13 protein-coding genes and 2 pseudogenes are annotated in these 14,313 nt (G+C 71.0%); 7 read left to right on the top strand and 8 right to left on the bottom strand.

The genetic code is table 11. The annotated features are described in order from the left end of the window. Nucleotides 1-14: 14 nt before the first annotated feature. Nucleotides 15-467 (bottom strand): MarR family winged helix-turn-helix transcriptional regulator, encoded by a 453-nt coding sequence (locus N8I84_RS38605; protein WP_263234196.1) that lies wholly within the window; start codon nt 465-467, stop codon nt 15-17. Between the two features lie 204 nt (nt 468-671). On the opposite strand from N8I84_RS38605, the gene N8I84_RS38600 reads away from it, so the two are divergent. Then, the gene (locus N8I84_RS38600; protein WP_263234195.1) at nt 672-1,718 is read left to right on the top strand and encodes a hypothetical protein; all 1,047 of its coding nucleotides are present in this window, start codon (nt 672-674) and stop codon (nt 1,716-1,718) included. A 114-nt stretch (nt 1,719-1,832) separates the two neighbouring features. Further along, complete coding sequence (locus N8I84_RS38595; protein ID WP_263234194.1) at nt 1,833-2,738, top strand: NmrA family NAD(P)-binding protein; 906 nt, start codon at nt 1,833-1,835, stop codon at nt 2,736-2,738. Here N8I84_RS38595 and N8I84_RS38590 read toward each other — a convergent pair. Next, nucleotides 2,726-4,453: a SpoIIE family protein phosphatase gene (locus N8I84_RS38590; RefSeq protein WP_390898998.1), complete on the bottom strand. Its 1,728-nt coding sequence runs from the start codon at nt 4,451-4,453 to the stop codon at nt 2,726-2,728. The two genes, N8I84_RS38595 and N8I84_RS38590, sit on opposite strands and share 13 nt — an antisense overlap. A 191-nt stretch (nt 4,454-4,644) precedes the next feature. Then, nucleotides 4,645-4,950 (bottom strand): hypothetical protein, encoded by a 306-nt coding sequence (locus N8I84_RS38585; protein WP_263234193.1) that lies wholly within the window; start codon nt 4,948-4,950, stop codon nt 4,645-4,647. Nucleotides 4,951-5,241: 291 nt separating this feature from the next. Here N8I84_RS38585 and N8I84_RS38580 point away from each other — a divergent pair. After that, nucleotides 5,242-6,455 (top strand): annotated as a pseudogene (locus N8I84_RS38580) (carboxylate-amine ligase). Between the two features lie 142 nt (nt 6,456-6,597). Here the strand turns inward: N8I84_RS38580 and N8I84_RS38575 are convergent. The 4 genes and pseudogenes from N8I84_RS38575 to N8I84_RS38560 form a co-directional block, all read right to left on the bottom strand. Further along, nucleotides 6,598-7,119, bottom strand: a complete 522-nt coding sequence (locus N8I84_RS38575) for a hemerythrin domain-containing protein (RefSeq protein ID WP_263234192.1) — start codon at nt 7,117-7,119, stop codon at nt 6,598-6,600. A gap of 4 nt (nt 7,120-7,123) precedes the next feature. Further along, a pseudogene (locus N8I84_RS42910) lies at nt 7,124-7,477 on the bottom strand (hypothetical protein); the annotation flags it as partial. Between the two features lie 385 nt (nt 7,478-7,862). Then, complete coding sequence (locus N8I84_RS38565) at nt 7,863-8,255, bottom strand: DUF2255 family protein (RefSeq protein ID WP_263234190.1); 393 nt, start codon at nt 8,253-8,255, stop codon at nt 7,863-7,865. Further along, entirely contained in the window at nt 8,252-9,130 is an 879-nt protein-coding gene (locus tag N8I84_RS38560) for a helix-turn-helix domain-containing protein (RefSeq protein ID WP_263234189.1), read from the bottom strand. The genes N8I84_RS38565 and N8I84_RS38560 overlap by 4 nt, the downstream gene beginning before the upstream one ends. Nucleotides 9,131-9,325: 195 nt before the next feature. Between N8I84_RS38560 and N8I84_RS38555 the strand changes: the two genes are divergently transcribed. From N8I84_RS38555 to N8I84_RS38540, 4 genes are all read left to right on the top strand, one after another. After that, on the top strand, nt 9,326-10,249 hold the full coding sequence (locus N8I84_RS38555) for an alpha/beta hydrolase (protein ID WP_263234188.1): 924 nt from the start codon (nt 9,326-9,328) through the stop codon (nt 10,247-10,249). 286 nt (nt 10,250-10,535) lie between these two features. After that, nucleotides 10,536-10,892: a PadR family transcriptional regulator gene (locus N8I84_RS38550; protein WP_263234187.1), complete on the top strand. Its 357-nt coding sequence runs from the start codon at nt 10,536-10,538 to the stop codon at nt 10,890-10,892. Next, nucleotides 10,889-11,821, top strand: coding sequence for a hypothetical protein (locus N8I84_RS38545; RefSeq protein WP_263234186.1), 933 nt, complete (start codon nt 10,889-10,891; stop codon nt 11,819-11,821). Before N8I84_RS38550 ends, N8I84_RS38545 begins: the two co-directional genes overlap by 4 nt. 323 nt (nt 11,822-12,144) lie before the next feature. After that, nucleotides 12,145-13,329 carry an alpha/beta hydrolase family protein gene (locus N8I84_RS38540; protein ID WP_263234185.1) on the top strand — a complete coding sequence of 395 codons (1,185 nt, stop codon included), beginning with the start codon at nt 12,145-12,147 and terminating at the stop codon, nt 13,327-13,329. A 141-nt stretch (nt 13,330-13,470) separates the two neighbouring features. Here the strand turns inward: N8I84_RS38540 and N8I84_RS38535 are convergent, their stop codons facing one another. Further along, nucleotides 13,471-14,277 carry an SDR family oxidoreductase gene (locus N8I84_RS38535; RefSeq protein ID WP_263234184.1) on the bottom strand — a complete coding sequence of 269 codons (807 nt, stop codon included), beginning with the start codon at nt 14,275-14,277 and terminating at the stop codon, nt 13,471-13,473. Nucleotides 14,278-14,313: the final 36 nt, after the last annotated feature.

Genomic DNA, 14,313 nt, shown 5'->3' with positions numbered 1-14,313 from the left:
GCGCGGGGGTGCGCCTACTCGGCCCAGGGCGTGAAGCCGGTGTCGAGGACGGCTGCGAGGGAGGCTCGCAGGCCGGCGGCATCGTCGGCGCCGAACGCCTCCTCGAACCGGGCCTGTACGTCCTTCCACAGCGGCAGGGCCTCGTTCACCCGGGCGATTCCGTCCGGCGTGATCGCGGCGATCCGTGCGCGGCGGTCGGTCGGCGACGGCTCGACGGTCACCAGACCTTCCCGCGCCAGCGGCTTGAGGTTCGAGGCCATCGTCGTGCGGTCCATGGCGATGGCGTCGGCGAGACCGGTGATCGTCATTTCTCCGCGCGCGCTGAGCTTCTGCAGGATGCTGAACTGCGTCGCACGGAGCCCGACCGGGGCCAGGGCCTTGTCATAGGTCGCGCCGAGGTACCGGGCCGCTTTACGCAGTGCCAGGTTGTTGCACTGCTCGGCGAGGTTCGTCGGCGTAGTGGTCATGCTCTCCTCCGCAGGTTGCGGAACCCACTATAGGAGCACGTACTCGTAAAGCACCAGAGCGCCCAGCGCCGGTGCTCGATGAGGCCATCGGTTCCGATTTGCCGACCTGTCAATACGAGCATATGCTCTTATGTGCCCGCCGTGACGTGCGTCCCCCACCTGACCTTCCCCGCGCATCACGTCCTGCCTTCAGAAAGCTTCGCCATGGACACCCCCATCGGATCCGCACCCGAGCGTGAGCAGACAAGCGCCACAGCTGCGGAACGCTCCCCCAGGCCCCACAGAGCCGCCCGCCGCCGGCCGCCGGTGAGGGCCTGGCTGCAGCCGGCCGTCATCGCCCTGATCGTCGTGGCCGCCTTCGTGACCTGCTACATCGGCCTGCAGCGCGACCCCCAGCCGCATCACGTTCCCATCGCCGTCACCGCCCCGCACCTCCCGGGTGAGATACACCAGGCCCTCGGCGACAGCGTCGACGTCCACCCCGCCGCCGACGCCCACGCCGCCCGCCGGGCACTGGAGAACCGCGACGTCGTCGCCGCGCTCAGCAACGACGGCCCGGGCAGGCTCCGGCTGGACATCGCAGGAGCGAACGGCACATCCACCACCTCGGCGGTGAAGAACCTCGTCGGCGCCTACGACCACGGTGCGGGCCTGCACATCACCACCGAGGACGCCGTCCCACTGACCCGCTTCGACGCCCGGGGACTGGCCGGCTTCTACATGGCCTTCGGCGTGACCCTGGCCGGTTTCGTGCTCGGCTCGAACGCCGTCGGCCTGGCCGGTCTCCTGCACCTGCGGCATCGGTTCTGGCTGCTGGGGGGTGTCTCCCTGGCCATCGGCACGGTCGCCGCGATCATCGCCGGCCCCGTTCTGGGAGCGGTTCCGGCCCCGGTCATTCCGCTGGTCCTCACCTTGACCCTGCTGGCGGCTGCGGCCGCCTTCACCACCAAGCTGCTCGGTACCTACCTCGGCCCCATCGGGCTTCCCGTCGCCACCCTCCTGCTCCTCACCGTCGGCAACGCCACCAGCGGCGCCACCATCGGCGCCGACCTGCTGCCCACCGCGGCCCGAGCCGTCTCCGCACTGCTGCCGCCCGGCGCGGCCGTCCGCGCGATCACCGACCTGAGCTATTTCGACGGCTCGCACGCGGCGGCGCCCGTCGTCACACTCGCTCTATGGGCCGTCGTCGCCGCGCTGCTGCTCGGCCTGCGCGCCCGCCTGACGCGGCGCCGCACGGCGGCCGCCGCCTGACTCAGCCGAGTTCCCCCAGCTGCTCATGCACTGCTCAGGCACTCACTACTCAGCTGCTCCGCTACTCAGCTGCTCCGCTACTCAGCTACTTTGCTACTCATGAGGAGATCGACCATGCTTGCCAACGACCTCGTCCTCATCGCCAACGCCGGTGGTGTCGGCCGAACGGTCCTCGAGGAGCTGCGCGCGCTGGACGTGCCGGTGCGCGTCATGCTTCGCCGCGAGGACGATCGTGCTGTCGAACTGCGTGCGCTGGGCGCGGAAGTGGTCATCGGCGATCTGACCCGGCCTGAGACAGTCGCGCCCGCACTGGCCGGAGTCCGGCGCATGTACTTCGCCATGCCCGTGTCGCCGGACCATCTGCTGGCCACGACCGTGGTGGCCAGCGTGGCACGCGAGCACGGAGAACTGGACGCCTTGGTGGACATGTCACAGATGACGGTGTCCCAGATGACCGCCACCAGCACCGCCGAGTCGTCTCAGCAGCGGCTGCACTGGCTGGCGGAGCAGGTCCTCAACTGGTCGGGCCTGCCGGTGGTGCACATCCGGCCGACGTCGTTCCTGGACAATCCGCTGTTCACCGCGCTGGCGGCGCAGTCGATCCGGAAGAACGGAACGATCGAGCTGCCGTTCGGGACCGGGCGCACCTCACCGGTCGCCCTACGGGACGTCGCCCGAGTGGTCTCCACGGTGCTCCGCGAGCCGGCCCCGCACATAGGGCAGGTCTACGAGCTGACGGGGCCACGCACGGTCGACATGAACGAGATGGCCGAGGAGTACTCACGCGCGCTGGGGCGTCCGGTGTCGTACGTGGACGTGCCGTTGGAGCAGTGGCGTACGGAAGTGCTCGCCAAGGTCGGCCTGCCGGCGCACACCGAACAGCACATCGCCACCATGGCCCGGCTGCACCGCGAGAACCGCTACGACCGCGCGTCCGACGACGTCGAACGCGTGACGGGCGTGCCCGCGCAGACAATCGAGGCGTTCGTGGCCGAACGCAAGGACTTCTATCTGGGCTGAACCCCCGGAGTTCGCAGGGCGAGGAGGGCGACGTCGTCGTCGTTCTCGGCGGGGCGGACCCGGTGCAGGAGCTGGTCGGTGAAGGAGGCGAGGGGGCGGTGGGCGAGGGCGGCCGCGTGTTGGCGCAGTCGGTTCAGGCCCTCGTCGAGGGAGTGGCCGGGTGCTTCGATGAGGCCGTCGGTGTACAGCAGAAGGGTGGATCCGGGCGGCAGCAGCGCGGTGGCGTCGGGGCGGGGTTTGCCGGCTCCGGTGCCGAGGAGAACCCCGTGGCCGTCGGTGAGGTAGTGGGCCAGTCCGTCTTGGCTGATCAGCAGGGGCGGCGGGTGGCCGGCGTTGGTCCAGGAGAGTTGCCAGTGGCCGTCTTCCGCCTGTTCGAGCCGGGCGAAGATCATGGTGGCCATGGTCACGTCGGCGATGTGCATGACCGCCTCGTCGAGCCGGTCGACGATCCGGCTGGGGGGTTCTTTCTGGGACCAGGCGTAGGCGCGGAGCATGTTGCGCACCTGTGCCATGCCGGCCGCTGCCTCCAGGTCATGGCCGACGACGTCCCCGACGGCCAGGGCGGTGGCGCGGTCGGACAGGCAGAAGGCGTCGTACCAGTCACCGCCGACCTGTGAGGCGTCGGGTGCGGGCATGTAGCGGGCGACCATCTCCAACCCGGGCACGCGCGGCAGCTGGGGCAGCAGGTGGTTCTGCATGGTCTCGGCGACCTTGCGCTGACGCTGGTAGAGGCGGGCGTTGTCCAGGGCGACCGCGGCGCGGCGTGCGATGTCCTCGATCAGCGGGATGTCCGCCGTGGTGAAGTCCCCCGCCCGGTCGGCGCGCCCCAGTGTCAGGGCACCCAGGACCTCTCGGGTACTGCGGATGGGGGCGATGGCCGCGGAACGGATGCCGGTGGCCTCGAACAGACGGCGCTGCTCGAGCGCTATACCGGAGTCGGGTGGCCGCTGGTAGGTCTGCGGACCGGCCAGGGTGGAGGCGACCCCGCGCAGGGCTCGGGACAGCGGCATGGGGGATTCGGCCGGCACCGGTGGCATCGGTCCCTGAAGGTCCTCACGGTGTACCAGAGTGTCGCCTTCGGCGTGGACCACGGCGGTGCGCCACACCTCGTCGCGCTCGGTGATCAGATCGATGACCACCCAGTCCGCCAGCCGTGGCACGACCAGCGCCACGAGCCGGCGCAGCGCCTCGTCGACATCGAGGGTGGACGTCAGCTGCGTGGTGGTCTCCGCCAGCAGGGCCAGCCGTTCGAGTTCCGGCAGCGGCGCAGCGGCCTGCTCCGGCCACGAACCGGTTGCCGCCAGGTGGTGGGGGGCGTGAAAGAGAACGAGCGTGCCGACCTCGTCGTCGCCGAGGTCGTACGGCGTGATCAGCCACGCGACGGGCAGCAGGGAGCCGTCTCCTCGCGCGAACCAGTCCCCTTCGGCCTGGGCGGTGCGCCCGGCGTGGAAGGACTGCCGCATACGGCACCGGCTGGTCGGCAGCGGCTGGCCGTGGGCGTCCCTGTGCAGCAGATCGTGCGCGTCACGGCCGACCAGGTCCTCGGCGGGCCGGCCCAGCAACTGCTCGGCTCGAGCGTTGACCGCGATGATGCAGCCCTTGTCGTCGACCAGGTACACCCCGGTGCCGATGGCGGCCAGCGCCCCGGCCGTCGCCGAGTGGGCATCCCGCAGGGACGGGTCATCGACGCTCTCGGTCACCTCTGGCCCCGCCACTTTCGCCTCCTTGGTCCTCGACGGGCGCGCCACTCGTCCGCGGCCGTCCGCAGCGGTGTACTGCCCCGTCCTGCATTCCTCTCCCCAATACCCCCTCTGCGGGTGAACCAGCCGCATCACCACAGCCTTCGAGTGCCACGGCCCCTGACGGCCGCCGGTCATTGTCGCGGCGTGGAGGAGACCCGCTGGTCTCACGGCCGGGGGTTCGTGCGCCGCCGGCCCCGGCCGGCGTCGACGTCACGGCGCCCCGCTACGGAGGCACAACGGGGACAGACCCAGCGGGCGGCGTCCGCGGCGCCGCCTGTCTCCGGGAGGATGTCGAGCCAGTCGACGCCGTGGAAGGCGGCGAGTCGCGACCGGTGGAGGGAGCGGCCGCATACCGTCTGGTCGGCTCCGGGCTCCCAAGCGTGCACCTCGCCTCCGGGCGGCCAGCGGCCGTCGTCCTCGTCCCACAAGCGGTCGGAAGCCGCCACCCGGTGACGCCGTGCCCTTGCCATCCGGCACGAGTGCCCCTCTCAACGGGCGCCATGTCCTCGAAGCGGTGGAAACGATAGATGACCGTACAGAAAGGCATAAAATGCCCCTGAGGCCCCCTTCGACGTGCCTCACCAGAAGCGCGTGCCGGGGGCGTGGCGACTGGTTCCGGGCGCCTCCCCGGCGCGCCTCCTCCAGCTGGGAGCCCGAGGGCGCTCATTCGAGCGCTCTGTGGCACGAGAGTGCATCAGGAGGCTTGCGGAAGCGACAACGGGGCACTTGAACAGTGTTCAGAGGCCACACGACCCACAGGAATGGGACAGCGACGATCGGACAAGCCTCAGGGCAAGGGAAGAGCCGTGGCATTGTGCATCGGGGCAGAGGAAGAATTCCACGTGGTCAACGTGGAGAGCGGCCGACTGGTGCCGCGCGCCCGGGACATACTCGAGCGGCTCGACCGGCCGGGCTTCACCACCGAGCTCCATCGATCGATGGTGGAGAGCAACAGCCGGGTACACCGCACGTTGGACGACCTGTACAAGGACCTGACCGGAGCGCGGCGCCGCCTGGACGCGGCGGCCTCCTCTCTGGGCCTCGCGGTGGTGGCGGCCGGTACGGTCCCCCTGGCCCGGATCGCCTCGGGAGACGTCACCGCCGACCCCCGTTACCGGCGCATGGCGCAGGAGTACCGCAGAGTCGCCGACGAGCAGCTCATCTGCAGCGCGCAGGTGCACGTCGACGTACCGGACCGGGACACCGCCGTACGCGCCATGTGCCTGGTCTCGCCGTGGCTGCCACCGTTGCTCGCGCTCTCGGCCAGCTCACCGTTCTGGCTCGGCACGGACACCGGTTACGCGAGCTGGCGCACCATGCTGTGGCAGCGCTGGCCCACCGCAGGCCCGGCCGGCTGCTATCCGGACGCCGCCGCGTACGACGCCGCGATCGCGGACCTGATCCGCTCGGGTGTCATCAGTGACGCCGGAATGGTCTACTACGACGTTCGCCCCTCCGCGCACCAGCAGACGCTGGAGCTGCGGATCTGTGACGCCTGCCCTCGTGCGGACACGGTCGTGCTGATCAGCGGGATGTTCAGGGCGCTGGTACAGGATGCCTGCGACCGGTCGGCCCGCGAGGGCGGCCGGGCCTGCGACGGCCACCACGAGTGGCTGCGCGCCGCGACCTGGCGGGCCGCCCGCTCCGGCCTCGAGGAACCCTGGTCGACCCGGTCACCCGCCGCGCCGTCCCGGCCCGCACGGCCCTGCAGCGCATGCTGGGCCGGTTGCGCCCGGCGCTGGAAGCGTCCGGTGACTGGGCAGTCGTGCAGGAACTCCTGGCGGAGATCCTGGCCACCGGCAGCGCCGCGCACCGGCTGCGGCGGGCGGCCGAGGGCGAGGACCTGCTCGCCAGCATCGACCTCATGGTCGCAGAGACCCGCGGTGCGGTCGGCCCACGCCGTCCGCACCGGCCCCGCCATACGGCACCGGCCGCCCCGGCCCGGTCCCCGGAGGCATGGGCGGCGGACCGGTGAACACCGAAAGCACCAGCCCCGCACCGGGTCCCCGGTCCGGGCCCGCCCGACGGCGTCGACGTACCGAACTTCACTGAACTGCGTCCTGCGTCAGTACCTCCGCTCCTGTCGCACCGCCCGGTGAGAGGCCGGGACCCGGCTCTCACTCCTTGCCCATGGCTTTGCGCACGGCGTCTTTGGTGCGGTCCATGAGAGCCGCGACCGGTCCGAGGGCCACGTTGGCAACGGCGGACTCGACTCCTGAATGCGGCCGGGTCGGAGCCACGGCCTCGGCGACCTTCACGACGTTGGCCATGGCAACGAGGGTGGCGGCGTCGGCGGTGCGGCGAATGTGGGAGCACTCGTGGCGTTCTTCGGCGCGGGCGTGCTCCTGCACGTCCGCGCGCAGTGCCCTCAGCCGTGGCAGGAACTCCAGGTCGTCGGTGTCCATGGTGTCGAGGTCCGCGAGGGTCTCCTTGGCGGCTCGCTCCTCGGCGAGGCGATCCTCCACGACCTGGTCGCCGCCGGAAAGAGCCCGCCGGGCGAAGGGATGGATCACCTCCTCCTCAGCGGTCTCGTGCACGGCGAGCAGCCGCACCAGGCGCCGGAAGGCGTCGCGGCGTTCTTCGCCTGCACTCTGTTCGACCTCGTCGAAGAGGTTGCGGATGTCGCCGTGCTGACGCATGAGCAGGGCGATGACGTCGTACCCACGCCGTCAGATCCACCGCCACCTGCTCATAGGCGATCGTGGTCTCCAGCACCGACGACACACCGGGCAGCAGCCAGTTCACGGGCCTTCTGCTGCTGAGCCTCGATATAGCGGGTGCGCGCGAGCTGCCGCTTCACCTCGGGGTCGATCGTGTTGCGGGCGAGCTGGTGGCTGAAGAAGACGGCTCGACCTCGATGCCGTTCATCGTGATGATCCGGCACCGGGTGTACGGGTCGCAGTGGTCGGGGTCGATCGGCTGCCCGTTCAGCTCACGCCAGTTGCGCAGCTGACGGTCCAGCGGGATGCCCCGCTGCTCGAGCGGATTGAAGGGCATGGGGGCGCCTCCAGGGAAGGGAGGAGTGCGTGGACGGGCGGATGCCCCGCGACGGGCGGTCAGCACACCGAGTTTGGCCAGAGGCGTCATGTTCCAGCCATGGCTCGCGTCAGGGAGCCTCGTGGTTCCCTCTGTTGGCTCAGCCGGCACAAGGGGACGACCGGGTCGGCGTGCGTGACTGTCGGCCGGGTCCTCCCCGCCGGGACGCGGGGATGTCCCGGTTGGCGACGTGGCCTTCCCTCGGCGCCAGGACGCTGATGTGATCCTCGACTTCCCCTTTTGCGGCGGCACCTTGTCGACCGGCTCCGTGAGACGTCTTCACGCCGCCGACGGCCTTGATCCCACGCACCCGAAGTTCGCCGAGATCCGCTTCCGCTCCGCGCGACTACCGGCGGCTGGGCGAGCGGTCTCGCCGGGCAGAGGGCGTCGGGTCGATCCGTATCGTCGCGGTATGTGCCGCGGGGCTCGCTACGAGGGCGCCGGCCGCCTGTCCGTACTTGCTCCGGTAGGCGGCGTCGATCTCGTGGGCGGGCCCGGTGTCCCGGGTTTCCAGGAGGACGTCGCGAGTGACGGCCCCCATCCGGATCTGTCCGTGGCTGTGCTTCTGCGACGCCTGGTACCAGCGGGACCGGACCCCTCGGTAGGCGCGGACGTACAACTCGCCGCGGACCAGGACCATACCGATCTCCACGCCGGCGTGAGCGTCGTCCCCGACGGTCAGGACGAGGGACTCTGCCCCGGTGAGAAGGGCGAGATCTTCGGGTGTCCAGGTCGTCATCGCGTCAGGTCTTCCGTCCGGTCGGTGCCCGGTTGCCGGGTGGTCCATGAGGTGAGAATGCGCAGGGCGTCGTGGGAGGGGCTGCCGGGTTCGGCGGTCAGAATCATCAGGCGCTGTCCGGAGCCGTCCGGGCTGGTCCAGGTGTCGCAGTCGAGGGTGAGCGCGCCCACCAGGTGGTGACGGTAGTGCTTGGTGCCGTAACTGGCGCTGTTGACGCGGTGTTCGGCCCACCAAGTACGGAAGTCGGGGTCCTGGAGGGACAGTTCGCCGACGAGCTGAGCGAGGTCGGGATCGTCGGGGTCGGCCGCGGCCTCCATGCGCAGCACGGCGACGGCTTCCCTGGCGTCGTGGGCCCAGTCCTGGTGCATCTGCCGGACCACCGGGTGCGTGAACAGCAGCCGCATGTAGTTGCGCCGGTGGGCCGGGACGGCGGCGAAGTCGGTGTAGAGGGCTACGGCGGCCGGGTTCCAGGCCAGGATGTCCAGGCGTTTGCCAAGGACGAGCGCGGGAGTTTCGGTGAGCTGGTCGAGCAGACGTCGCATGGCGGGACGCAGGCGTTGGGCGGGCCGGCGGCGGCGTGGGCGGGCGTCGCTTCGGCCGGCGAGTTCGTAGAGGTAGCTCTGCTGGTCGTCGTCGAGGCGCAGGGCACGGGCCAGGGTGGTGAGCACGGGTACGGATGCCCGGACGCGGCCCTGTTCCAGTCGTGTGTAGTAGTCCACGCTGATGGCGGCGAGCTGGGCGACCTCCTCGCGGCGCAGTCCGGCGACCTTGCGGGCGGAGTCCTTCTCGGTGAGGCCGCACTCCCGCGGTGTGAGCTGGGCCCGGCGGGCCTTGAGGAAGGCTCCCAGCGCCCGGGAGTCGGAGTCTGAAGTCATGCTCTCAAGTGTCCGTGCTCCGCGACGACCACGGCACATGTGTGAGGGGGCAAGTTCCTTCCCAGGCAGAAACCTGGCTCTCCCGCTCATGTGGAGGCCGGCGGAAGGTGGATGTGTGCCCGGCAGGGTGCGGGCCCCGGGTCCGCCGCGCGGGCGCCCCACGACACGTCATCACCGTCTCAAGGAGATTGCCTCATGGCCAGGACCACCGTCGGCTTCGACAGTGCCGGCATCCCGATCGCCGGACACCTCTACACCCCCGACACGCCGGCGCCGGGTCCGCGGCCGGCACTCGTGGTCGGTCATCCCGGCACCAGCGTGAAGGAACAGACCTCCGGCACGTACGCGCAACGGATGGCCGAGCGCGGTTTCGTCGCCCTCGCCTTCGACGCCGCCCACCAGGGCGAGTCCGGCGGTCTGCCGCGGGGCCTGGAGGACCCCGCCCAGCGGGTGGAGGACTTCAAGGCCGCCGTCTCCTACCTCACCACCCTCGACGAGGTCGACGCCGACCGGATCGGCCTGCTGGGCATCTGCGCCTCCGGCAGCTACTCGCTGGCCGCCACCGGCGGTGACCACCGCGTCAAGGCCGTGGCCACCGTGTCCACCGCCGAGCCCGCCCGCCAGTTCCGCCTCGGCGCCGACGGCACCCAGGATCCGGCCGTCTTCCAGGCCCTGCTGGACGCCGCCGCAGCGGCCCGCAGCGCCGCCGCACGCGGCGAGGACCCCGGCACGATGACCATGTTCCCGGACACCGTGGAGCAGGCCCGCGCGCTCGGCGGCCGGCACGGTGCCGAAGGCTTCGAGTACTACTGCACCCCGCGCGGCCGGCACGAGCGCTCCGCGAAGACCCTCGCCTGGGAGAGCATCGACAGGATGGCCTTCCACGACGCCTTCTTCGCCGTCCCGCTGATCGGCCCCCGTCCCATGCTGCAGATCATCGGCGAACGCGCCGTCACCGCCTGGATGGCCGTCGAGGCCCACCAGCGCGCCACCGGCCCCAAGGAGATCCACTGGATCAAGGGCGCCAGCCACGTCGACCTCTACGACAAGAAGCAGTACGTCGACCGCGCCGTCGACAAGCTCACCGACTTCTTCACCACCCACCTCACCACCGGCTGATGACACTCCGCGACGGGCCAAGGCCTCGCGGGCGTGCGATCTGCGCGTTCGCGGGCGTGCGACCTGCCCGTTCGCGGGCGTGCGATCTGCGCGCCTCTTCGTGAGCAAATGTCACGGACCCCGGCCAAGTCCATCCCGGCGGCCGGTGAGCGGAGACGGTCTCGCCGCCGCTGATGCCCCAGTCGATCCCCCCACAACGCCCCAAGACAGCAGCTCGGGCTTTCGAGCTGCAAAGCCCGATGTGCCACTCGACAACATATGCCGGTCACCGATATATATAGGCGGCATGAGTGACCGACCGCTTCAAGAGCCCACGCTGCTCCTGCTCACCGCCCTGGCCGACGAGCCCAGGCACGGTTACGGACTGATCCAGGAGGTCGACGCGATCTCCCAGGGCCGCGTGCGGATGCGCACCGGCACCCTCTACGGCGCGCTGGACCGGCTGCTCCAGCAGGGCCTGATCCGGGTCGAGCGCGAGGAGGTCGTCGACGGCCGGGCCCGCAAGGTCTACGCCCTCGCGGAGCCCGGCCGCTGCGTGCTGGCCGCAGAGACGGAGCGACTACGCGCCGTCGTCGCCGAGGCAGAGCGCCGGATGGCCGCCCGCCGCGTTCCCGCCACCCGCCCGAAGGGAGCCCTGGCATGACGGACCGGCACCCGTCGCGCGCTCTGAGCTGGGCACTGCGCTTCCATCCGGCCGCCTACCGCGCCGAGCACGAGGCCGAGCTGACCGCGATCTACGCCGAAGCCACGAAGAACGCAGGCTCACTCGGCCGGCTGCGCGAGGCGCTCGACGTCGCCGGTCACGGTCTGCGGCAGCGCACCGGCCTGGGCTCCGACCGGACGGCCGGGCACGTCCTGGCACAGGCGGCCCCGCTGACTGTCGCCGTCACCACGGGTGGCAGCGTGGCGAACCTGCTGTGGCTCTTCACTCCCGGCATCGGGGGCCTGCCCTCGTCCTCGCTCCCGGGTGTGCTCCTCCTCGCCAACCAAGGAGTCATGCCGCTGTTCTGGCTGGCGGCGCTCGCGGCTGTCTGGACCGGGCGGTGGAGTGTGGCCCGGGCACTGGTCGTGCCGGCGACGCTGCTGCGACTGGCCGACCTTCCCCTGCTCCTGCTCGCCCACCTCTTCCACCACACTTACGCGGAGGCCGCGCTGAACCTGACCGTGCCGCTGCTCACCGGCGCCGTCGTCCTCGCCGCGCCCAGGGACCTGCTCGGCTCATCGCAGCCGCAGCGGGCCGCGATCGCGGGCGCCACCGCTCTGGCCGTCGTGCTGTGGGTGGCGCTGCTCGTCAGCGTCTACCGCCCCCTGACGGGGGGTCCTCTGATCACCCATACGCTCTGGGCCGGGGTCTTCGCGGTCGCTCTGCTCTTCATCAGGCGGGACCGGTTGCCTGCCGCGGGTCTGGCGGTGGCCCTGCTTCCCATCGCGCTGCAGATGACGGTGCCGCTGCTGTACCCGCTTTCCCCCGCGGGCGTGGGCGCCCTGCTCGTGGTTGTGCTCTGCGGCGCGGTCTCCCTCCTGCGCGCGCGCCGGCGCCGCGCCCAGGTAATCCCGCCGAGCGCGGCATAGCGGGATCCGGGGCCCGGTCGGAGGCCCGGGCCGGACCAGGACTTCTTGCCGGGGTTCCTGGCAGCCAGGTCTTGTGCGAGGTCTTCTTCCGGGTCCCCTCGACGCGGCCCGTGCCGGTGGCGCGGGCAACTCCCCTGCGGTCACCCCTGCGACCGCGCCAACGCAAGCAAGCCGGCCTGCGGTCGCCCGCCGCGCCTGTCGGCCGCAACGCGCAACCAGCCGCACCTGCGGCAGCGCAGGGCCATTACGATGCCGCACGTCGAACTCATCGGCATGGGCTGCGAGCCATGTTCCGTCCAAGAAACACAGACTCGGGAGGATCCATGCCCATCACGGCGTCCATCGGCCGACAGACAATGACGCGTCGAGCCGTGCTGGCAGGTGCGGCTGCCGTGCCGCTCGGCGCCGCATCCCGCGCGTGGGCGGCTCCGACCGCCTCCGGCCCGGCGCGACTCACACTGCCTGTGCCCACCGGGCCGTACCCGGTGGGCACGGTGCCGCTCCACCTCGTCGACACCTCACGTCCGGATCGCGTGGCCGGCCCGGGGCATCACCGCGAGTTGATGGCGAGCGTCTGGTACCCGGCACGCAAGGCCGACGACCTGCCGCGTGCCCCCTGGATGGCCGACGGAGCGTTGCGGGCGTTCCTGGCGGACGCCGGCTTTCCCCTCGACCCCGCCCTCGGTCCGCTCACCGCCGGGCACGTGGGCGCGCCCGTGCATCCTACGGGCCACCGCCTGCCCGTCATCGTGTACTCGCACGGCGCGGGCAGCCACCGCGGCGATCACACCATCACGGTCCAGGAACTCGCCAGTCACGGCTACGCCGTGGTCACGGTCGACCACACCCATGACGCGTTCACCGAGTTCCCCGACGGCCGGGTGGTCACCCCGGACGACTTCCCGATGTACCCCAGGGACTTCGCCGCGGACCTCCGGTTCCTGCTCGACTGCGTGGAGGGGCTGGCCGCCGGGCGCAACCCCGACGTCGACGGCAGGCCACTGCCCCAGGGCCTGCTCGGCGCCCTCGACCCGCAGTGCATCGGCGCGTTCGGCTGGTCGAAGGGCGGCACCGCCACCGCGCTCACCATGCTCGCCGACCGGCGCGTCCGCGCCGGGCTCAGCATCGACGGCCCGATGCAGCCGACCATCACCTCCGATCTGGACCGGCCGTTCATGATGATGACCGCCGTGTTCACCCGGGCCGCCATGCCGGACGTCGCCGAGTTCTGGACGCACCTTCGCGGTTGGCGGCTCGGCATCCAGGCCGACGGCGCCATCCACAACTCGTACGGCGACAACGCGACGCTGATCCCGCAAGCGGGCAGGATCCTCGGCATGACCGACCAGCAGATCCAGGACTGGATCGGAACCCTCGACCCCGCCCGGGCGGTACGGATCCAACAGGCCTACCCGCTCGCGTTCTTCGACCGGTACGTGCGGCACCGCGGGGGGCATCTGCTCGACGGTCCGAGCGCGGCCTTCCGAGAGGTGAAGTTCCTTCCATGAAGCCATGGACCGCGGCGCTCACCTCCCGCGCCGCGGTCCGCACACCCCGGCCGTGACGAAGCCAACCGATCCACTCGACAGCCGACATCGCGGGCACGGTGGCCCGCATGCCGGGCGGTCCATGATGTGACACCCCGTCGGTCAAGCCCTGGCGGCCAGTGGTCGCCACGCGTTCCAGGTTTCCAGTCGCTGCCGGTAAGCGGCTTCGACGACGGGATAGGGGTAGGTTCCGAGAAACAGGCGCAGGGGTGGTTCGTCGGTGTCGGCCAGTTCGAGGATGACGTCGGCGGTGGCCTGCGGGTCCTGCGGTGCGCGGGCGGTGGCGCCGGATCGGCGCGCCTCGCGGACCGGTTCGTACGCGTCGATGGGTTCGGTGTGCACCGCGGATGCACCGGACCAGTCGGTTCCGTAGGGGCCGGGTTCGACGATGGTGACATGGATGCCGAGCGGACCCACCTCCTGGGCGAGCGCTTCGCTCATCCCTTCCAGCGCCCATTTGGAGGCGTTGTACAACCCCAGGGTGGGGAAGGCGGCGAGGCCACCGAGGCTGGACACCTGCACGATGTGACCGCGCTGTCGGGCACGCAGGTACGGCAGCGCGGCCTGCGTCACCCACAGCGGCCCGAGCAGGTTGGTATCGAGCTGGGCGCGGGCCTGCTCCTCGGTGGTCTCCTCGACCATGCCGAAGAGGCCGTAGCCCGCGTTGTTGACGACGACGTCGAGGTGGCCGAAGGCGTCCACCGCCCGCTCCACGGCGGCAGTTGCCGCTGCCCGGTCGGTGACGTCCAGGCGGAGTGGGAGCACGCGGTCCGCGTAGGCGTCGACGAGGGTTTGCAGGGACTCGGGGCGGCGCGCCGTGGCGGCGACGCGGTCGCCACGGGCGAGGGCGGCTTCGGCCCAGATCCGGCCGAAGCCGCGGGACGCGCCGGTGATGAACCAGGTCTTCATGCCCTCCACCCTGCGCGGCCCGCAGCTCGGCAGCCA

This window comes from Streptomyces cynarae, assembly GCF_025642135.1.
GTDB lineage: Bacteria > Actinomycetota > Actinomycetes > Streptomycetales > Streptomycetaceae > Streptomyces > Streptomyces cynarae.
The sequence above is the reverse complement of the archived record's forward strand: the minus strand, read 5'-3'. Positions and strand labels throughout refer to the sequence as shown.